The organism is Streptomyces viridiviolaceus (assembly GCF_014650995.1).
GTDB classification, from domain to species: Bacteria; Actinomycetota; Actinomycetes; order Streptomycetales; family Streptomycetaceae; genus Streptomyces; species Streptomyces viridiviolaceus.
The window spans coordinates 179847-199317 of sequence record NZ_BMWA01000010.1 but is presented as its reverse complement, the minus strand read 5'-3'; the positions used below and the strand labels follow the sequence as shown (position 1 = coordinate 199317).

Annotated in this window: 17 protein-coding genes and 2 pseudogenes; 8 read left to right on the top strand and 11 right to left on the bottom strand. The window is 71.7% G+C overall.

Annotated elements, in window-relative coordinates; translation table 11 throughout:
* The 4 genes from IE260_RS16545 to IE260_RS16530 all read right to left on the bottom strand — a co-directional run.
* Window positions 1-2098 (bottom strand): SAV_2336 N-terminal domain-related protein (locus tag IE260_RS16545; protein ID WP_189872505.1); only part of this gene is annotated, 2098 nt, incomplete at its 3' end.
* Window positions 2091-3080: an AAA family ATPase gene (locus tag IE260_RS16540; RefSeq protein WP_189872503.1), complete on the bottom strand. Its 990-nt coding sequence runs from the start codon at window positions 3078-3080 to the stop codon at window positions 2091-2093. The genes IE260_RS16540 and IE260_RS16545, both read right to left, overlap by 8 nt.
* Window positions 3077-5155, bottom strand: a complete 2079-nt coding sequence (locus IE260_RS16535; RefSeq protein ID WP_189872501.1) for a vWA-MoxR associated conflict system protein — start codon at window positions 5153-5155, stop codon at window positions 3077-3079. Before IE260_RS16535 ends, IE260_RS16540 begins: the two co-directional genes overlap by 4 nt.
* Window positions 5152-6117, bottom strand: coding sequence for a lipase family protein (locus IE260_RS16530; RefSeq protein WP_189872499.1), 966 nt, complete (start codon window positions 6115-6117; stop codon window positions 5152-5154). The genes IE260_RS16535 and IE260_RS16530 overlap by 4 nt, the downstream gene beginning before the upstream one ends.
* 366 nt (window positions 6118-6483) lie before the next feature.
* Between IE260_RS16530 and IE260_RS16525 the strand changes: the two genes are divergently transcribed.
* Together IE260_RS16525 and IE260_RS42795 are read left to right on the top strand one after the other, a co-directional pair.
* Window positions 6484-6792 (top strand): carboxymuconolactone decarboxylase family protein, encoded by a 309-nt coding sequence (locus IE260_RS16525; RefSeq protein WP_229880819.1) that lies wholly within the window; start codon window positions 6484-6486, stop codon window positions 6790-6792.
* Between the two features lie 28 nt (window positions 6793-6820).
* A pseudogene (locus IE260_RS42795) lies at window positions 6821-7051 on the top strand (cupin domain-containing protein); the annotation flags it as partial.
* 304 nt (window positions 7052-7355) lie between these two features.
* On the opposite strand, the pseudogene IE260_RS41675 reads toward IE260_RS42795, so the two are convergent.
* Window positions 7356-7544 (bottom strand): annotated as a pseudogene (locus tag IE260_RS41675) (SulP family inorganic anion transporter); the annotation flags it as partial.
* A 448-nt stretch (window positions 7545-7992) separates the two neighbouring features.
* On the opposite strand from IE260_RS41675, the gene dhaK reads away from it, so the two are divergent.
* Genes dhaK through IE260_RS16505 form a run of 3 tightly spaced genes read left to right on the top strand, consistent with a single transcriptional unit; the run spans window position 7993 to window position 10037 of the window.
* Window positions 7993-8985, top strand: coding sequence for a dihydroxyacetone kinase subunit DhaK (gene dhaK / locus IE260_RS16515; RefSeq protein ID WP_189872495.1), 993 nt, complete (start codon window positions 7993-7995; stop codon window positions 8983-8985).
* A 49-nt stretch (window positions 8986-9034) separates the two neighbouring features.
* Complete coding sequence (gene dhaL / locus IE260_RS16510; RefSeq protein ID WP_189872493.1) at window positions 9035-9634, top strand: dihydroxyacetone kinase subunit DhaL; 600 nt, start codon at window positions 9035-9037, stop codon at window positions 9632-9634.
* Window positions 9627-10037, top strand: a complete 411-nt coding sequence (locus tag IE260_RS16505) for a PTS sugar transporter subunit IIA domain-containing protein (protein WP_189872491.1) — start codon at window positions 9627-9629, stop codon at window positions 10035-10037. Before dhaL ends, IE260_RS16505 begins: the two co-directional genes overlap by 8 nt.
* A gap of 155 nt (window positions 10038-10192) precedes the next feature.
* Here the strand turns inward: IE260_RS16505 and IE260_RS16500 are convergent, their stop codons facing one another.
* On the bottom strand, window positions 10193-10942 hold the full coding sequence (locus IE260_RS16500) for a glycoside hydrolase family 75 protein (protein ID WP_189872489.1): 750 nt from the start codon (window positions 10940-10942) through the stop codon (window positions 10193-10195).
* A gap of 110 nt (window positions 10943-11052) precedes the next feature.
* Window positions 11053-11184, bottom strand: coding sequence for a hypothetical protein (locus IE260_RS42590; protein WP_268254926.1), 132 nt, complete (start codon window positions 11182-11184; stop codon window positions 11053-11055).
* 113 nt (window positions 11185-11297) lie between these two features.
* Between IE260_RS42590 and IE260_RS16495 the strand changes: the two genes are divergently transcribed.
* Entirely contained in the window at window positions 11298-12302 is a 1005-nt protein-coding gene (locus IE260_RS16495) for a fibronectin type III domain-containing protein (protein WP_229880817.1), read from the top strand.
* Between the two features lie 168 nt (window positions 12303-12470).
* Window positions 12471-13025 carry a hypothetical protein gene (locus IE260_RS16490; RefSeq protein WP_189872485.1) on the top strand — a complete coding sequence of 185 codons (555 nt, stop codon included), beginning with the start codon at window positions 12471-12473 and terminating at the stop codon, window positions 13023-13025.
* 22 nt (window positions 13026-13047) lie between these two features.
* Here the strand turns inward: IE260_RS16490 and IE260_RS16485 are convergent, their stop codons facing one another.
* The 4 genes from IE260_RS16485 to IE260_RS16470 form a co-directional block, all read right to left on the bottom strand.
* Entirely contained in the window at window positions 13048-13584 is a 537-nt protein-coding gene (locus IE260_RS16485; protein WP_189872483.1) for a PadR family transcriptional regulator, read from the bottom strand.
* 29 nt (window positions 13585-13613) lie between these two features.
* Complete coding sequence (locus tag IE260_RS16480) at window positions 13614-15629, bottom strand: NADPH-dependent 2,4-dienoyl-CoA reductase (RefSeq protein ID WP_189872481.1); 2016 nt, start codon at window positions 15627-15629, stop codon at window positions 13614-13616.
* Window positions 15630-15726: 97 nt separating this feature from the next.
* Window positions 15727-16098 carry a hypothetical protein gene (locus IE260_RS16475; RefSeq protein ID WP_189872479.1) on the bottom strand — a complete coding sequence of 124 codons (372 nt, stop codon included), beginning with the start codon at window positions 16096-16098 and terminating at the stop codon, window positions 15727-15729.
* A gap of 139 nt (window positions 16099-16237) precedes the next feature.
* Complete coding sequence (locus tag IE260_RS16470; RefSeq protein ID WP_189872477.1) at window positions 16238-17131, bottom strand: hypothetical protein; 894 nt, start codon at window positions 17129-17131, stop codon at window positions 16238-16240.
* Window positions 17132-17389: 258 nt separating this feature from the next.
* On the opposite strand from IE260_RS16470, the gene IE260_RS16465 reads away from it, so the two are divergent.
* Window positions 17390-19468 carry a SpoIIE family protein phosphatase gene (locus IE260_RS16465; RefSeq protein WP_189872475.1) on the top strand — a complete coding sequence of 693 codons (2079 nt, stop codon included), beginning with the start codon at window positions 17390-17392 and terminating at the stop codon, window positions 19466-19468.
* Window positions 19469-19471: the final 3 nt, after the last annotated feature.

The window sequence follows — 19471 nt, the reverse complement described above, 5'->3', positions numbered from 1 at the left end:
CGTCCCGATAGGACGTGGCGAGCCTGGCGCGCGCAGTCAGAGTATCGGCGTGGTCCGCACCCTGGATCCGCTCACGATCCGCAGCCACCTGCTCCAGCAAGGCCACGGCTTCGCTCATCCGCCCCACCAGGCTGTAGGAGCCGGCGAGGCTGGCGCGTGCTGTCAAGGTGCCGGTGCTTTCCGCACCCAGAAGCCGCTCGCTTTCGGCGACCACCTCCTCGAGTACCGCAATGGCCTCGCTCGTCCGCCCCTCGTCCCAGTGCGAGGTGGCGAGAGCGACGCGCGCGGTCAGCGTATCGAGACCTTCCGCCGCCAGCGTCTGCTCCGCCCCGGCCGACTCTTGCTCCTCGGCCTCGACGGCCTCGCTCGTCCCCCTCGGCTGCTTGGAGGATGCGGCGAGATCGGCGCGGGGGGACGAGGCATCGGGCTGGCCGCTTGCGGGACCGCGGCCCTCGGCCTGACCCATGCCCGTATCTGCGGATGGTCGGCCGGCGACGGAACGGTCAGCGTCCGGCCAAGGTTCCGTCGGCTCGACTCCGAGCAGTCGGGCTGTCGCGGCTGCCGCGCGGGCGATGGGGCGGGCCCCGGTGGGCAGGCTTTCGGTCGAGAAGGGGGAATGCAGCACTACGGGGATGCCGTGTGGGGCCCGGACACTGGCTGCGAGGTGGTCGGTGAGGGCGAAGTGGGCGTCCCACAGCTGGTGGCGGGTGCACAGCTTGGTCAGGTGCGCGGCTGCGGCAGGGTGGAAATGATAGGTGATGTCGGCCTCGCCGCATCGCGTCGCGGTCAGGAGACCGGCGGTGAGGAACTCGGCTGTGTCTGCGAGGCCGGCCTCCGGTACGAGGCGCTGTCGGAGCACGTCCAGAACAGGCAGTGTGAAGGAGCCCAGCGGCACTGCTGCGATGGCCAGGCGCACCGCCGGGGCTTCACGGTCGTCCGTGAACGCTTCGGCCTGTGCGCGGACTTGGTCGTCAGTGGACCTGGTCTCGGGCTGGGCAGCCATACCCGGGCGAGGGCGCAGAGGGGAACGGCCTGTGGCGGGTACGAGGACGGCGCCGCAGCCCGAGGGGTCGGTACGCATCAGGGTGCGTGCCCAGGTGAGGATCTGGTCGGGTTCCAGCTGCAGTACTGGCAGCGCTTGCCAGGGCTTCGTTTCCGGGGTTTCGCGGAGGAGCCGGGGAGGGCGGAAGGACAGCAGGCGGCCCGGGGCAGCGGGGACGGGCGCGGTCGCGGTGGCGCGAGGCAGGTCGAGGCCCGAGCGCTGCCAGAGGCGTCTGGGCAGTGGGTTGATCAGGGCGACCGGGGCGGTGCGGCCCCAGGCGTGCAGGGTCTGCCACAGGGCAGCCTGCCGCCAGGCTGGTGCTGCGCAGTCGGAAACGACAAGCAGGAGGCGGCGGGCCGGTTGCGTGACGTGGGAGGTGTCCGCCGACACGGGAATCGTCCTGCCGTGGTGATCACGCAGAACCGGCGGCTCATCGGGTGGGTGCTCCAGGTGCCAGAGGCGGACGGCACGGAAGGCTGCCAAGGCGCGCAGCGTCTGGGTGAAGACGCGAACCGCCTCGTCCCAGACGGCCATCGCAGTGCCGCGGTCCAGGACGACGATCACTTCCAGCCAGGGCTCCGGAGCAGGGGCGAGCCGAGGGATGAGCATCCCCGTGCGGGTGTAGTGCTCCACTGTGGCATCGACATCGAGCCGACGGTGAGCCCCCGACGGCCAGGGACGACGCAGCGGACGCAGGGCACGGCCAATACCCAGGGCGTCGGGCAGCGCCGTGGCGCGGCCGATGGTCGCCTGCTTGCCGGGAATGCGGTGATTGCTCGTCGGGTCCTCGAGCCATACCGAGGCGGTCGGATGAGCGGTGCCCGCCGTGTCCACGGCACCTGCTGTCTGCGTGGCTTCTTTGGGGGAAGCGCCCTCTTGGGGTGTCCTCTCAGGCTGCCCTGTGTCTTCCGTGCCGACACGTGAAGAATTGTGGCCGCGGTTGGCGCGTACCCAGGTGGCAGCGAGGAGCACGGCGTCGAGGACCTGTTCGACGTCGATGTCGCCACTGCCCGGTGACGCGAGCCGTACCAGGCGGCCGGCCGTGTCCTCAGCCACGTCCGAGCCCTTGAAGGAGCAGCGCCTCCAGGCTCTGGCGCTGTTCGGGGTCCGCTACGTGATCGCCACGCAGAAGGTAGACGGCGCTGAGGAGTTGGTCGATGGCGACGTATTCGCCCTTGTCCATTCTTTTGAGGAAGTTGTGGACGAGGTCGGCGGTGGCGGGATCCTCGATGGCGTCGAGGTGGGCGGTGACGATGTCAGTGAGTGCTTGCTCGGAGAGTGGCGGCATGTCGAAACGGATGCAGCGGCGCAGGAACGGAGCTGGAAACTCACGTTCGCCGTTGCTGGTCAACACGATGACGGGGAACTCGCTGCTCTGCACCCACCCGTCGAGAACGACGTGCCGGCCGTTCTTGTCGGCGGTCCGGACCTCGATGTCAGGCTTGGGGTGCCTCGCGAGTTCGGGAATCTCGAATCCGCCTCGTTCGAGGACGTCGAGAAGATCGCTGGGCAGGTCTAGGTCGCTCTTGTCGATCTCGTCGATCAGTAGCGCGCGGGGGACGTCGTTGGGCAGCAGTGCGGTGCCCAGGGGGCCGAGCTGAACGAAGTCGCCGATGTCGTCCTCGTGCTCGGCGCCCTCCGCCTTGCCGGTGAGGGTGCGCAGGTTGTGGGCGTGGATGCGGCCGAGGGCGTCGTAGCGGTACAGCGCATCAGCGAGGGTGCTGCGTGAGGTGATGTGCCAATGGAGTACCTCGCCCAGGCCGAGTTCGGCTGCGACCTGCCGGATGACGGTGGACTTCCCCGACCCTGCCCGGCCGGTCAGCAGCAGGGGGCGGCGCAGGTGCAGGGCGGCGTTGACAGCTTCGACGAGCCCTGGAGCCGGTCGGTAGGCGGTCGCCAGGTCGGTGTGCCGTTCGGCGTCGGCGTCCTGGGAGTCTGCCCGGTGAGCGGGGTTGCGCCAGGGGGGCGGGGCCGGCAGGCGGGGCGGGGTCTGGTCCGCCGGGTGGCCCGTGCCCTTGTAGTACGGGGCCCAGTTCATACTCGCTCCTTGGGCGTTGTCTCGTGCGGTGCTCTGACGACGGCACGTGCGCGTCTTTGACAGAAGACCTGCCAGTGTGTGTCGTGCCAGGCCGCTCTGACAGTGGCGAGGGGTTCGAGGCCGTCCTCGCCGGGGCTGGTTCCGGACAGCTGTGTCCGGTAGGCGTGGGCGATCTGCTGGGGCAGGGCCTGCCAGTGACGGGCGACGGAGTCCTTGAGCAGTTGCGCGTCGCCGATGTCCTTGTGCCGAGGCCACACCAGGGCAGGCGTGTGCTCGAGGAGTTCCTGCGCGATGAATTCCCACTCCGCCTCAGGCGTGGAGGTCAGGGACCAGACCTTCTGCCCGCGACCGTGGTTGCTCAGGTGGTCCTGCAGCTCTTCGAGGGCTGTCAGGTGCTCCTCGTGAAGCCAGGCCGGACCGAGGCACGCACCGTCTTCCAGGGAGGCCAGGAGCCGTTCCCCCACCTGCAGCATGTCGTCGACCGTCATGCCCGCAGGTGGCGTCAGGAGACCGGACCAGCGGGTGGTGACCACGTAGTTGACGCCCAGCTTGGCCTTGTGGACCAGCTGCTCTTCGGGAGGGCAGTCCAGCAGCACAAGAGTAGGTGCGGCGACGTCGATGTGCTGCAGGGGCCTGCCGACGATGTTCGCCCAGGGCGCTGCCCAGGAGATGGCCTCGGCCATGGCTGCTGTGAGGCTGTCCCGCTGCCGACCGCACGGGAAATGCTGGTTGGTGAGGACGGCTCGGCCGAAGAGCAGCCAGGCGTCCACAGCGACGACGTCTTCGGTGCCCTCGTCGGCCAGGACCAGTACCAAACGCGGGGCCTGCGCCTCGTCTCGCTGCTGATTAAGGTCGCTCAGGCGGCTGTTGACGGCCGGGGCCAGTTCCAGGTCCTCGGCCCAGGCGATCACCTGCTCCGGCAGGCGGTCCGTGTGCCCGGTGATATGGGCCAGGGCGGCCACCAGATGGGCGAGTGCTCGCTGTGAGCCCTCAGCGGCGCTGCCGTGATGGACGGCATGCTCGACCAAGTCCCTCAGGCGGGGGGCTTCGTGCCTCACGAAGTCCAGGGGGAAGCCCGCGAGCATGCCGGCCAGCCTGAGATTGTCCTCCGTCAATGCCGCGCCGAACGCGGTACTGATGACGTTCAGTGTCTTCCGTCCGGCCGTGAGCTCGTCGTGCAGCTCCCGCAGCCGCTGTACGGCGTACCAGGAAGCGTCATTGACTGACGGCGAGTCGTCTTTCAGCCAGACAGCGATCTCTTCCTCGGTGGACAGCCGCAGGCCGGGGTCGATCCGCTGGACGGTCTCCCTTACCGCTCTACTGGCGATCGGACCGAGAGGGCCACCGCGCCCGGCGGCGCGGTTGCGGGCGAGCCACAGGGGGGCACCGAGGGATGCGGTTCCTCTGAAGGAGCTCAGTCCCGGTTGCTGACCCTGGATCCGTTCACTGAGTTTGTCCAAAAGATCGTCATCCAGCTTCAGGACTTCCTCCGGGCCGGGCCGGCCTTCTTCCATGAGGCGGACGAGCTCCGTACTGAGCCGCATGTCGAAGGCTTGCTCCTTCGCGGTGGCCGCGAACAGCAGAGCGAACTGAACACTGCCGTCCTGCCGGCCGGCGGTGATCCGGGAGGAGTCCGGCACCGCTCCGCCGGCGAAACAGGTGTCGACGATGGCGATCAGGCCGCTGACACCAGGGTGATTCAGCACACCGCCCAGCAGGGCGGGGACAGCCACGTTGGACAGCTCCGGGTCGTTCTCCCTCCCCGACGTCACGAAGTGCAGGGGCGTGCCGTCACCTAACTCGCCGTGGCCCAGCAAAGCCAGGACGAGCGGGCCGCCGTCACGCTGCGCCGCCTGAGCAGCGCGTTCCACAGCGGAGACGACCCTGTCCCTGCCCAGCCCGGTTCCGACCAGCAGGGAGTCCCCACCGCGGTCCGCACAAGCGCCCAGCCGAGGGTCCACCAAGGCAGCGTGCAAGGCGCGGGCGGCCTCCTCCAGGCCCTCCAGCCGCGAACCGTCTTTGCACTGAGCACCCACGACGAGCACGTTGCGCGGAGGATTCGTCACACTGCTCACGGGCGCAGAGCCTCGATCACCGGTCGGGCCACCGCTCCGTGCTCCAGGTATTTCGTGGCGGTGTGCGTCCACAGACCACGGGAGTCGACGCGCGTGGTGATCGCCTTGACGCCGCCCGTGCTCGGGCCGATCCAGTCGGCCAGCTGCGGCCGCCCTACGACGATGTCGTCGCGGTCCCAGAAGTTCAGCCAGGACGCGACGTTCTCCGGGCAGGACGCAGGGGTCGGCACCAGGCGGTCCAGTACCACCGCTCCCAGCGCGAGTGGGGAGCCCAGCGTGACCCAGAGGGACACAGAGGCGCCGTGTTCGTGCAGGGCTTCGTAGGCGACCACCGTGCCCAGGCTGTGCGACACCACCACCAGAGGGCGCTCAGGGTCCAGACCGTCCACGACTCGGGCACGGACGGCCGCGCCGACATGCGCCTTCTTCGTACGGCGGTCCAGATAGCGCCCCACCTGGGCAAGCTGCAGCAGAAGCGCCTTGCCGTTCATCCATTGCGCTGTCCGTCGCACTCCCGGCAGACGCAGCACGGTCGTCGTGACACCGACGAGACGGCGGCCGATGTCGCCTGGTCCTTGCCCCTGACGTCCTGCCACCGCGGCGTCGAGCTGGAAGCGGGCGTCCCGGATGACCCGAGCATCCTGTGGGCTGTCCTCCGGCGGGAACTGTTCGGACAGCTCCTCCAGCATGGAGTCCAGCATGCCCGCCAGGAACGGCACTTCGTCCGGGTCGAGCTCACCGGCCGCCCCGCCCTGGGCGCCACGGCGGTGGAACAGGTCGCTGTAGTTGGCGAACGTCACGTCCGCGAGCCAGCCCTGTGTCAGCGCGGAGATCGAATCCGCCAGCCCGGCATCCCGCGCCCCGGTGGCGAGCGCTGCGAGCCACTGCCGGCGTTCGCTCACGCTGTCTCTCAGGCCGCCGATCCCATGGACGAACAGCAGTTGAGGCTTCCCCGTGTCCATGACGCCCCCTCCCCTTCCCTCGCAAGAGGATTATTGTGCTGTGACAGGTGTCGCCCGGGGAACGGAACCAGCCAGTAACCACGAAGATGTGCGGCCGCCCCTTGCCTGCTTAGCGGCACTCGCCACGCCCGCTGAAGGCCGGCTTCTGGCGGGCCCCCACCGCAGCGCCGCCACCTGGCAGAGCACCAAGCGCACTCGTGCCCCGTCCCTGCCGAAGCCGATGGGTGCCGACCCAGACCCCGCAACTCGCGTTGCCGGTCGGCCAGGTCAGGACGTTCAAGGCCTCCACAGACCCGACATCTGCCCATCGACAGGCCCCTGGCGCAGTGGGCGCGGGTCCAGGCCCTGGACCGGTACCGGCCCGTGTTGCCTCGGGAGCTGGCCCCCATCGCGCCGAAGCTCGTCGAGATCACCGACGAGGTGCTCTTCGGTGACGTCTGGGAGCGGCCCGAGCTCTCCCCGCGCGACCGCAGCCTGGTCACCGTGAGCGTGCTCGCGGCGCTGTACCGCGGCGAGCAGCTCAGCTACCACCTGGGGGGCGCTCTGGACAACGGGCTGAGCGTGGAGGAGCTCTCCGAGGCGATCACGCACCTCGCCTTCTACGCCGGCTGGCCGAACGCCATGACCGCGATCACCCAGCTCAAGGAGATCACCGACGCGCGGGCCGCAGCCTGACCCGCCGCCTGTCACCAGGAACACCACCATGGAATCGTTGAAGAAGCAGCCGCCGATGAAGCTGCCCTCCGAGGGGTTCACCGGGGATGTGTGGGCCGATGTGATCCACCGCGGCGAGGAGCCCTCCCAGTCGCGCGCGAACGCGGTGCGCTTCGCTCCCGGCGCGCGGACCGCCTGGCACTCCCACGGCCTGGGCCGGACCCCCTACATCGTCGAGGGCATCGCCCTCATCCAGTCCCGCGGCGGCGAGATCCTTGAAGCGCACCCGGACGACGTGATCTGGACGCCGCCGGGCGAGGAGCACTGGCACGGCGCCGCTCCGGACCACGCACATCGCGCTGTGGGAGACCGACGAGGTCGACTGGCTCGAGCACGTCACCGACGGCCAGTACGGCGGCCCGCGCACCAGCACCCGCCGCTGACTGGTGTTCCTTACAAGGGCATCTGCGTGTCGGTGGTCGAGGGAATGCCGGCCGGCATCGGGCCGGTGATCACCGCAAGCCGGCTGTACGTGGCGGCCGGAACGGATGCGCCCGCCTCCGGCGTGGGCAAGATGGTCGGCCGAACCAGTAACCCGGCTTCAGTACGCTTTCGAGGAGTTGGAGCAGGCCCGCAGACACCACGATCACACCGAGCGTCGGCAGGCCGCATTCGCGGACCGCCTCGAAGACCAGCACGGACAGGCCGGCCGCCGGGCCGGACACCTGGAGGCCGCTCCCGCGCATCATGCCCGTGACGAGACCGCCCCCGATATCACCCCCGGGTGATCACCGAATCCGTGGGATTCGCGGCGAGGGCCCGGGATGAGCCGTCGACCATGCTCGGTCGGCAGGAAACGCTTCCTCGACATCGGCCGAGAACCCTCGTCGGCACAACCCGCGCACGTCGTGCTCCGCCCTGCGCGTCACACGGCCGGCGCGGCGTACACCGAAAGCCTCGGTCGCCTCCACCGAACGCTCCGGGTGTCGCCTCACGTGACCTTCCCGGCCGCAAGGTCGATACTGCCTCCGTAGGGCTCGCACCGGCCCGCAGTCGACCCGTACGAATACTCTGACGCTGCGTCAGCAGAGCTGGCGTCAGCACCGTCAGAACCCGCTCGCGACCGCCACGGACCACCGAGATCACGAACCGGCCATCGTCTCCCTGACCAGCGAAAACGTACACCAATAGCCCACCTGTCAGCCTTTTCAGGAGGTACCCGTGAAGATGCTCATCAACGTCCCGGAGACCGTGGTCGCGGACGCGCTGCGCGGTATGGCGGCCGCCCATCCCGAGTTGGCCGTGGACGTCGAGAACCGGGTGATCGTACGGCGGGACGCCCCCGTGGCCGGGAAGGTCGCCCTGGTGTCCGGCGGCGGTTCCGGGCACGAGCCGCTGCACGGCGGGTTCGTCGGGCCCGGGATGCTGTCGGCGGCCTGTCCCGGCGAGGTGTTCACCTCGCCGGTGCCGGACCAGATGGTGCGGGCGGCCGCGGCCGTCGACAGCGGCGCCGGAGTGCTGTTCGTGGTCAAGAACTACACGGGTGACGTCCTGAACTTCGACATGGCCGCCGAACTCGCCGAGGACGAGGGCATCCAGGTCGCGAAGGTGCTGGTCAACGATGACGTGGCGGTGACCGACAGCCTGTACACGGCGGGTCGGCGCGGCACGGGGGCGACGCTGTTCGTGGAGAAGATCGCGGGGGCGGCCGCGGACGAGGGCCGGCCGCTGGAGCAGGTCGAGGCGATCGCCCGCCGGGTGAACGACAACTCCCGCAGCTTCGGCGTCGCGCTCAGCGCCTGCACCACGCCGGCCAAGGGCAGCCCCACCTTCGACCTGCCGGCCGGGGAACTGGAACTCGGCATCGGCATTCACGGGGAGCCCGGCCGCGAGCGGCGGCCGATGATGACCGCGGGGGAGATCGCCGATGCGGCCGTCGACGCGGTCCTCGCCGACCTCAGCCCCCGCAACCCCGTCCTGGTCCTGGTCAACGGCATGGGTGCGACCCCGCTGCTGGAGCTGTACGGCTTCAACGCCGAGGTGCAGCGCGTGCTCGGCGAGCGCGGTGTCGCCGTCGCCCGCACCCTCGTCGGCAACTACGTCACCTCCCTCGACATGGCGGGTGCGTCGGTCACGCTGTGCCAGATCGACGAGGAACTGCTCGCTCTCTGGGACGCGCCGGTGAGGACGCCTGGTCTCAGGTGGGGCATGTGACGGCCGGCGGGTAAGGGTTCACCACGTACCTACCAGGCAAGGAGACCCAGTGCTCGACGCCGATTTCTTCCGCCGTTGGATGACGGCGACCGCCGCTCTGGTCGACCGGGAGGCGGAACGGCTCACCGCCCTCGACTCGCCCATCGGTGACGCCGACCACGGCACCAATCTCCAGCGCGGGTTCACGGCCGTGACGGCCGCCCTGGAGGAAGAGAAACCCGACACGCCCGGTGCGGTCCTGACCCTCGCCGGACGCCGGCTGATCTCGACGGTCGGCGGCGCGTCGGGGCCCCTCTACGGGACGCTGCTGCGCCGCACCGGCAAGGCGCTCGGGGACGCCGCCGAGGTGAGCGCGGAGCAGCTGGCCGAGGCGCTGCGGACGGGCGTGGACGCGGTCAGGACGCTCGGCGGTGCCGCACCGGGCGACAAGACCATGATCGACGCCTTGGTCCCGGCCGTGGACGCCCTCGGCGACTCGTTCGCCGCGGCCCGCGACGCCGCCGACGAGGGCGCCCGGGCGACGACGCCCTTGCAGGCCCGCAAGGGCAGGGCCAGCTATCTCGGCGAGCGCAGCATCGGGCACCAGGACCCCGGTGCCACCTCGTCTGCGCTGGTGATGGCCGCGCTCGCGGAGGCCGCCGGTGAGTGACGAGAGGCTGGTCGGAATCGTGCTGGTGTCGCACAGCGCGGAGGTCGCCGCGTCGGTGGCCGCGCTGGCGAAGGCGCTGTCGGGAGGTGGCACGGAGGTGCCCGTCGCCCCGGCGGGCGGCACTGAGGGGGGCGGGTTCGGCACCAGCGCGGAGTTGATCTCCGCCGCTGCCGCGTCCGTGGACCGGGGTGCCGGCGTCGCCCTCCTCACGGACCTCGGCAGTGCGGTGCTCACCGTCAAGGCCCTGCTCGCCGAGGGCGACGAACTCCCGGAGAACAGCCGCCTGGTCGACGCTCCGTTCGTCGAGGGAGCGGTGGCCGCGGTGGTCACGGCGGCCACCGGTGCCGATCTGGAGGCCGTGGAGGCGGCGGCCGTGGAGGCCTACTCGTACCGGAAGGTGTAGCGGGCTCGGGGACGGGGCGGCGGGACGGGGTTCCGGCCGTCGTCCCGCCCCGGATCCCGACGGCCGGGCCACGCGTGCCGGGAGGGTGCCGGCCGTGTGCCGCCTCGGGCTCCGTCCGCGCCGGCCGGGAAGGGTGCGGCCCACCGCCCGCGGCCTCAGCTCCCGTCGACGAATTTCCGGGCCAGCAGCTCCCCGGTCCGTTCGGCGGCGGCGCTGTCCTCGATGGGTTCGACCCGGCTGTTCTTGAAGACGATGTAGGTGACACCGGAGGGGGCGCCGCCGCCGCGCGGGTCGGCGCGGATGCCGAGGGCCTTCGCCGCGGCGTAGGACGCCTCGCCGATGATGTCGTGCGGGCCGACGTCGCCGACGACCGCGTACCGCACCCGGTCCTCGTAGACGACGGCCGCGACCGAACCGCCTTGGACGCCGTGCTTGCGGTAGTCCCAGATGCTGCTCGGCTGGGGGACGACGACGAAGGGCAGGCGTTCGGCGTCCAGCGGACTGCCGTCGGACTGCACGTAGGCGGTGCCGGCGGTGAAGTGGGGGTCGGTGCTGCTGTTGCAGACGTCACCGGGCCGGCCGTCGCAGTCGATGTCCAGGTCGGCCTTCCAGAAGACGGCGTCCTGGGTGCCGCAGACGGGAATGTCCGCCCGTGCTCCGGCGTCGCTGCGGTACCGCCCGCTCGAGACGGGGGCGCAGTCGCGCACCTTGTCGAGCAGCTCGGCGGCGCCGACCGCTTCCTCCCGTCCGCCGCCTCCTCCTCCGCCCTGTGCCGGAGTACGCGCCTGCGGGCCGGACCGGAGCTGGGACGGTGGGCCCGGCTGCGGTGGGGGCGGGGCGACGGGCAGCGTGGTGGGGGCGAGCAGGGCGGCGCCGGCCGCTACCAGCATCAGCTGAACACGCACGGGGTAGCCTCTCCTGGGGGACAGTGACGAACAGTCGGCCGATCTGTCCCTGTATCGGATCATGTGGCCCCCGCTGAACGGCCGGACGGTGCGACTTCCGCGTGTCCCGGTCAGGGGCCGGGCACGCCGGATCCGGCCGCCCGGCCGCCCGGCCGGCGCGGGTTCAGCGACGACAGCGTCCGCGCCACCGGTCCGAACTCGCCCATTCTCATGGGGATTTCGGCCGTCAGGACCTTCAGCATACGTAACCCTTCCGGGTGGTCGCCAACGACCGCCCCCTTGATGTGGTCGCGTCATCAGCGTCATATTGGTCCGGACCAATGCAGTCATGCCGTCGCCCCAGGGAGGCAGAGCCGTGCGAGGCGTCCCCGTTCCCGCCGCACCCGCCGCTCGTGAGTTCCTGCGCCGCTGCGCCCTCCTCTGCGGAGCACTCGCCGTGATCACCTCCTGCGGCTGGAACTCCGGCGGTGACGGGGAGAACGGCCGGCTCCCGGCGGCGCCGAACGGCGTCACCGCCGCCGCGGGGAGTGCGACGAGCGTGCACGTCATGTGGAACGCGATCGACGGCGCAGAGGCGTACGAGGTGTATCGCGGAGCCACGAAGGTGAAGGAGGTGCCGGCCGCCGACCGCATGGTGGATGTCACCAGGCTCCGCCCGTCGACGACGTACGTCTTCACCGTTCGGGCGCGGGACACCGACGGGCGCCTCGGACCGCGCAGCCGGGAGGTGCGGGCGACGACACCCGCGGCCGCCGCGGCCGACCGCTCCGCCCCGACACGCCCACCGGGTGCCCGTGGCCGGGCGGCCGGCAGCCGGGCCGTCCAGCTCACCTGGTCGGCGGCGACGGACGACAGGGGCGTGGTGTCGTACGAGGTGTACCAGGGCGACACCAGGATCCACAGTGTCGGCGGCGGGCAGACCGCCACCGTCGTCGCGGGACTGCGCCCGGGCACCCGCTACTCCTTCACGGTCCGGGCCCGCGACGCCGCCGACAACGTCTCCCCCGCCAGTGCCGCCGTCCGGCTCACCACCCCGGGCGCCGACGACGGCCGGGCCGGCGCGCCCACCGGGCTCCGCGCGACGACCCACCACGCCGACGAGGCGTACTACATCGACCTCACCTGGGTCCCGCCGCGGGTGGACGGCGTGGTCACCGAGTACCGGATCCACCTCGACGGCCGCCCGGCCACCTCGCTCGTCTACGGCGGCGACGCGCCGCGCGACCGGGCGGAGTACAGCTTCTACGCGGGAGCGGAGGCCGGGGTCACGCACCGGGTGCGGATCCGGGCCAAGCTGCCCGACGGCACCTGGGGCGGCTTCTCGGCGGAGCGGACGGTGACGACGGGCGAGCGACGGTGACCTCCGGCCGTGCGTCCGCGGCGGCGGGGGGCGTGTCACCTGCCCGGTCGCGCTCGGCATGCGGCTGGGGCCACGGCGCTGTTGGCTGCCCGTAGGGCAGCACGGACGCTTCCCGATCCCGGCGGCGCAAGGGATGCCCGCCGACCGTGCCGCCGGAGGGCAGTCCCCATGCGCATACCGTCGCCACTCCTCCGCTCCGGCCTGACCGTGGCAGCCGCAGTCGCGCTGCCCCTGGCCCCGGCCGCCGGGTCCGTCTCCGCGGGGCCGGGGATCTCCGTGAGCACCAGCGGGTCCACGGTGTCCGTCATGACCACCGCCTGCGCCCGGCTGAACGGCAGTTGGGGCACGGCGTCCCTGCTCTCCAGTGGCCAGGCGAACTTCGCCCAGGGCCGCCAGGCCCCCCTGTCGGGGACCGGCGCCGGCCAGACCGCGACCTGGACGAACGTCAGCCCGGGCACGTACACGGTGGTCGTCGCGTGCGCCAACGGCAGCACCGCCGGCGCCCAGACCGTCCTCGTCTCCGGGGCGCCCGCCGCCCCGGCACCCCGGACCGCGTCCCCCACGCCGTCGGCGTCCCCGCGCGGCGTCCTGGGGGGCGTCGGCGGCGCCACCGAGGACTACGGCACGGTCACCCTCGTGGCGGGCGGCGCACTGGCCGGGACCGGGGTCGTCGCCGCGGCCTGGTTCCTGCGGCGCAGCCGGCCGAAGCCGCGCCGGTGGTGAACGGCGCCCCGCCGCGAGGACGTCAGGGCAGCTCGGCGAACTCCTCCAGCGCGTGCCTGAGCCACTGGGTCCAGAAGGTCTCCAGGTCGATCCCGGCCCGCAGCACCAGATGCCGCAACCGGTCCTCGGTGCTGTCCTTCCCCGGCGGGAAGTCCCGCTTCTCGATCTCCTCGTACTCCGCCAACTGCCGCTCGTGCAGCTCCAGATGGCGTCGGAGGTCCGCTTCGATCCCCTCTGTGCCGACCACGGCCGAGGCGCGCAGGCGCAGCAGCATCACGTCCCGCAGGGGCTTGGGGTCCTGGGCTGCGGCCGTCCAGCGGGTCAGTTCCGCCCGGCCCGTGGGCAGGACCTCGTAGCTCTTCTTCTGCCCACGGGCCGGCTGCTGGGCGGGCAGCGCGCGGATCAGCCCTTCGGCCTCCAGTTTTCCCAGCTCGCGATAGATCTGCTGGTGCGTCGCCGACCAGAAGTACCCGATCGACTTGTCGAAACGGCGGGTGAGCTCCAGCCCCGACGACGGCTTCTCGAGCAGGGCGGTGAGGATCGCGTGCGGGAGTGACATGGGCTCATCCTAGGGACGGCCGCCGACGGCTACAGCGCCGCCGCCAGCTCCGTGCCCTGCAGGATCGCGCGCTTGGCGTCCAGTTCCGCGGCCACGTCCGCGCCGCCGATGAGGTGTGCGCTGCGCCCGGCGGCGATCAGGTCCTCGTACAGGCCGCGGCGCGGCTCCTGGCCCGTGCACAGCACGATCGTGTCGACCTCCAGCACCGTGCTCTCGTCACCGATCGTCACGTGGAGCCCGGCGTCGTCGATCCGGTCGTAGCGCACGCCCGGGACCATGGTGACGCCGCGGTGCTTGAGCTCGGTGCGGTGGATCCAGCCGGTGGTCTTGCCGAGGCCGGCGCCGACCTTCGAGGTCTTGCGCTGGAGCAGGTGGACGGTGCGCGGCGGCGCCGGGCGCTCGGGGGCGGCGAGGCCACCGGGCGCGCGGTAGTCCATGTCCACGCCCCAGAGCCGGAAGTACGTCGCGGGGTCCTCGTGCGCCTTTTCGCCGCCGTCGGTGAGGTACTCGGCGACGTCGAAGCCGATGCCGCCGGCGCCGAGGATCGCCACCCGGTCGCCGACGGGAGCGCCGTCGCGCAGGACATCGAGGTAGCCGAGGACGCTCGGGTGGTCGACACCGGGGATGTCCGGGGTCCGCGGGGTGACGCCGGTGGCGACGACGACCTCGTCGTAGCCGTCCAGGTCGGCGGCGGTGACGGGCGTGTCGAGGCGTACGTCGACGCCGTGCGTGTCGAGCTGGGTACGGAAGTAGCGCAGCGTCTCGTCGAACTCCTGCTTGCCGGGGACCTTGCGGGCGACGTTGAGCTGGCCGCCGATCTCGCCGGCGGCGTCGAACAGCGTGACGTCGTGGCCGCGTTCGGCCGCGGAGACCGCGCAGGCCAGGCCGGCCGGTCCGGCGCCGACGACCGCCACGCGCTTGCGCAGCCGCGTCGGGGACAGGACCAGCTCGGTCTCGTGACAGGCGCGGGGGTTGACCAGGCAGGAGGTGATCCTGCCGCTGAAGGTGTGGTCGAGGCAGGCCTGGTTGCAGCCGATGCAGGTGTTGATGGCCTCGGGGCGGCCGGCCGCGGCCTTGGCGACGAAGTCGGGGTCGGCGAGCATGGGACGGGCCATCGACACCATGTCGGCCGTGCCCTCGGCGAGCAACTGCTCGGCCACTTCGGGGGTGTTGATGCGGTTGGTGGTGACGAGCGGTACCGACACCTCGCCCATCAGCCGCTGGGTCACCCAGGTGTACGCGCCGCGCGGCACCGAGGTGGCGATGGTGGGGATGCGCGCCTCGTGCCAGCCGATGCCGGTGTTGATGATGGTCGCCCCGGCGGCCTCGACGGCCCGCGCGAGCGTGATCACCTCGTCGAGCGTGGAGCCGCCGGGTACCAGGTCCAGCATGGACAGCCGGTAGACGACGATGAAGTCCTCGCCGACCGCCTCGCGCACCCGGCGGACGATCTCGACGGGGAACCGCATGCGGTTCTCGTAGGAGCCGCCCCAGCGGTCGGTGCGGTGGTTGGTCCGCGCGGCGATGAACTCGTTGATGAGGTAGCCCTCGGAGCCCATGATCTCGACGCCGTCGTAACCGGCCTCGCGGGCGAGGCGGGCGGTGCGCGCGTAGTCGTCGATCGTGCGCTCGACCTCGGCGTCGGTCAGCTCACGCGGCACGTGGGGGCTGATCGGCGCCTGGAGCGGGCTGGGCGCGACCAGGTCGGCGTGGTAGGCGTACCGGCCGAAGTGCAGGATCTGCAGGGCGATCCGGCCGCCCTCGCGGTGCACGGCCTCGGTGACGGTCCGGTGCCGCTCGGCCTCCGCGGCGGTGGTGAGCTTGGCACCTCCCTCGTACGGCCGGCCCTCGTCGTTGGGCGCGATGCCGCCGGTGACGATCAGCCCCACTCCCCCGCGTGCCCGGGCGGCGTAGAACGCGGCCATGCGCTCGAATCCGCGCTCGGCCTCCTCCAGGCCCACGTGCATGGAGCCCATCAGGACCCGGTTGGGCAGCGTGGTGAAGCCCAGGTCGAGCGGGCTCAGCAGGTGGGGGTAACGGCTCATGGGGCCCTCCGTGCGCGGTGTCGTGCCTCTGTTGTAGAGGACGACCCCACCTTTTGCAACTAGTTGCATAAGGTGGGGTCGCGCACAGCGGGCCCGCTCAGCGGCTCGCCAGCCGGACGTGGAGTTCCCGCTCCTGGTCGCCCGAGGCCATGCTCAGGTCCTGCACGGTGAACAGGGAGTCCAGGGTGCTGCGGAACCGCTCGATCGCCCAGTAGCCGCCCTGCACATCGGCCTCGACGGAGGCCTGGAGCCGGGTGGGGCCGCGCTTCCCCTCGTGGGCGTCGGCCACGTCGTAGGTGCCCAGCCACACGGTCGGACGCACTTCGTGGTAGTCCCGGGGCACGTCCTCCGCGCACCGGTCGGACGAGAAGCACGCGCACAGGGCGTCGAACACGATCCGGGCGTCCTCCTTGCTGCATCCGCTCAGCTCCACCGAGACGGATTCCGGGTGCAGATGCTCGCCGGCCATCGCGATCACTCCTCTCGTGGCCGCGGTGCGGTACGGCGGGCGCGCCCCGCAGCACGGCCACCCCACGGAGGCCGCGCCCGTACCACCAGAAAAGCACCACCTCGGGCGGAGCACTACCGGCACGGCGCGACCGCGGGTCTCAGCCGCGGAGGAGGCGGTAGGTCTTGCTGTCCGTCAGCACGCAGAAGCCCGGCGAGACGACGATCACGCGCAGGGTTCCGGTCCGTCGGTCGTAGTCGATGCCCTCCGCCTCGAAGGTGCCGGAGCACGAGCTGCGCAGCGGCAGCTGCCGCAGGGCGGTGACATGACCGGTGACGTCCGCCGTGCCGTCGGGCGGGGCGGAGAGGTCGATCCTCAGCAGCGGTTTGGTGACGCCGAAGAGGGTGCCGGCGGGGTCGTCGGAGGAGCACAGCAGCGTGGTGGCGTCGGCGAAGTCGCACCCCTGGACGTCACGCACGGCGCGGTCGAGGTGGACCGTGGCCGCCTGCGGGAGGTTCGCCGAGGGCGAGGTGGCCGCGTTGACGCCCGGCGTCGGGAAGACCAGCAGCCGGTTCATGGTGCCCCACTCGCCGGACAGCATCCACTGACCGTCCGGCGAGACGGCGACCCAGGAGTTGTTCAGGGCCTCTCCCGCGCTCAGCGTGTGGACGTACTCCGACCAGCGCCCGTCCGGCGCCTGCACCCGGAACATCTTGGTGCTCCCGGTGTCCCGCTGGTACGGCTCGATGTAGTGGCCGTCGTAGGACGCGTCCGGGTCACCGACGTGGTTCCAGCCGCGGCCGGCGAGGCCCAGGGGAACGGTGCCGATCCCGGTGTAGCGGTTGGGGCTGCCGGCCGGGACCTCGACCGAGGCGAGGCCCTGGCTCTCGGTGAGCGGGTCGGCCCGGTCGGAGCCCACCTCGGTCCACAGGTCGGCGGCCGGGGCGGCGGGCGCCGCCGAAGCGGGCGGACCGGCGCACAGGGCCGCGACGGCGGCGAGGACGGCGAGTCCGGTCAGGGGCGCGTGACAACGTTGCCGGGCGCGCAGAGGCATGGGTCGGCTCCTCCGTGGGGGGTGGGCGACACGGGCGGCGGTACGCGTTCCGCGCCAGTGTGGACCGCGTGTACGGTCATGTACAGACCAAAATCTGGTCCGCCCTCGCGCGGAGCGGTCGGCGCCGTGCCGGGAGATGCTGGAAGGAGACGGCAAGGGCCTCGGAGAAACGGCCCTGCACACGTGGGAACGCGGTAGAACAGGGTCAGTCGGCATCGGGAAGGCATGCCGCGCGAATCGGCGAAGGCGGGGCGTGGGATGAGTGCAGCCGGGTCTGCCGGGTTCGAGGGCGACGGGCCACCACGCGGGCCGTCGGGGCCCAGCGGGCTGCTCGACGTGCTGCGCGTGGCCTCGGTCGTCCTGGACGCCGAGGGGCGGATCGTGCTGTGGAGCCCGCAGGCGGAGGAGCTGTTCGGCTACTCCGCGAGCGAGGCCCTGGGCGAGTACGCCGCCCGGATCATGGTCCACGAGCAGCATCTCGACCTGGTCGTGAAGCTGTTCGCCGACGTCATGCACACCGGCCAGAGCTGGGCCGGGGCCTTCCCGATCCGCCGCAAGGACGGCGCCACCCGGCTGGTGGAGTTCCGCAACATGCGCCTGCTGGACGACCGCGGCGACGTCTACGCGCTGGGGCTCGCGGCCGACCAGTCCACCGTGCGCCGGCTGGAGCGGGACATGGCCCTGTCCTCACGGGTGATCAACAAGTCCCCGATCGGCCTGGCGGTCCTGGACACCGATCTGCGCTACGTCTCGGTCAACCCGGCGATGGAGCAGATGAACGGCATACCGGCGGAGGCCCACTACGGTCGCACGGTCCGCGACGTACTGCCGATGGTCGACGCCGACGCGCTGGAGCCCTTCGCCCGCGAGGTGCTGGAAACCGGGCAGCCGGTCGTCGACCGCTCCATGACCGGGCGGACCCCCGCCGACCCGGAGGAGGACCACGCCTGGTCGGTCTCGCTGTACCGGCTCGAGGACGCCCTCGGGGCCGTACTGGGTGTGGCCGTCTCGATCATGGACGTCACCGACCAGTACCGGGCGGCCATGGAGACCGAGGCCGCGCGACGCCGGCTCGTCGCCGTCGCCGACGCCTCCGCCCGCATCGGCACCACCCTGGAGCTGGACCGCACCGCGCACGAGCTGGCCGACGTCGCCGTGCCCGGTCTCGCCGACATCGCGGCCGTGGACCTTCTGGAGGCCGTGGTGAAGGGCCGGCGCAGCACCCTCGGCCCCGCCGAGCCCGCCGTGATCCGGGCGCTGGCCGTCCACGCGGACGACGCCCCGGAGGCCCTGCGGGCGGCCGACCCGCCCGGGCAGGTCGCCCGGTACGGGCCCGAGCGCCTGGTCACCGAGTGCGTGCGCACCGGGCGCCCGGTGATGGTGCCGCAGGTGAGCGACGAGGACCTGTCCAGGATCGCGCGCTCCCCCGAGGCGGCCGAGCTGCTGCGGCGGGCCGGGGTGCACTCCTATCTGGCCGTCCCGCTGATCGCGCGCGGCGAGGTGCTCGGCGCCCTCGATCTGAAGCGGATGCGCCATCCGCTGCCGTTCGGCGAGGACGACCTGCTGCTGGCCAAGGAGCTGGCGGCCCGCGCGGCGCTGCAGATCGACAACGCCCGCTGGTACCAGAACGCCCGCGACGCCGCCCTGACCCTCCAGCGGAGCCTGCTGCCGAGCCATCCCCCGGTGACGGGCGGCCTGGAGGTCGCCTCCCGGTACCAGCCCGCAGAGGCCACGAGCGAGGTCGGCGGCGACTGGTTCGACGTCATCCCCCTGGAAGGCTGCAAGACCGCACTCGTCGTGGGCGACGTGATGGGCAGCGGCATCACGGCGGCGGCGTCCATGGGGCGGCTGCGCACCGCGACGAACACCCTCGCCTCCCTCGACCTCGATCCCGCGCTGCTGCTCGAACACCTCGACCGCACCGCGGCCGGGCTGGACCAGGCCATCGCCACCTGCGTCTACGCGGTCCACGATCCATGCCTGCGCCAGTGCCGGATCGCCAACGCGGGGCACCTTCCCCCGGTCCGCCTCCGCGCCGGCCGGCCCCCGGAACTGCTCGACCTGCCCACCGGGGTGCCGCTCGGGGTGGGCGGCGTCGCCTTCGCCACCACCACCGTCGATCTGGAACCCGGCGACCGGCTGGTGCTGTACACCGACGGACTCGTCGAGACGCGGCGGCAGCCCCTCGACGAGCGGCTGCACGCGCTCCTCGGGCTGCTGGACGGTCCGGACCGCCCGCTCGAGGAAGTCTGCGACCTGCTGCTGCGCACGCTGCACGAGCCGGAGAACTCCGACGACGTGGCCCTGCTGATCGCCCGGGCCACGCCGCCGGCCTAGGTG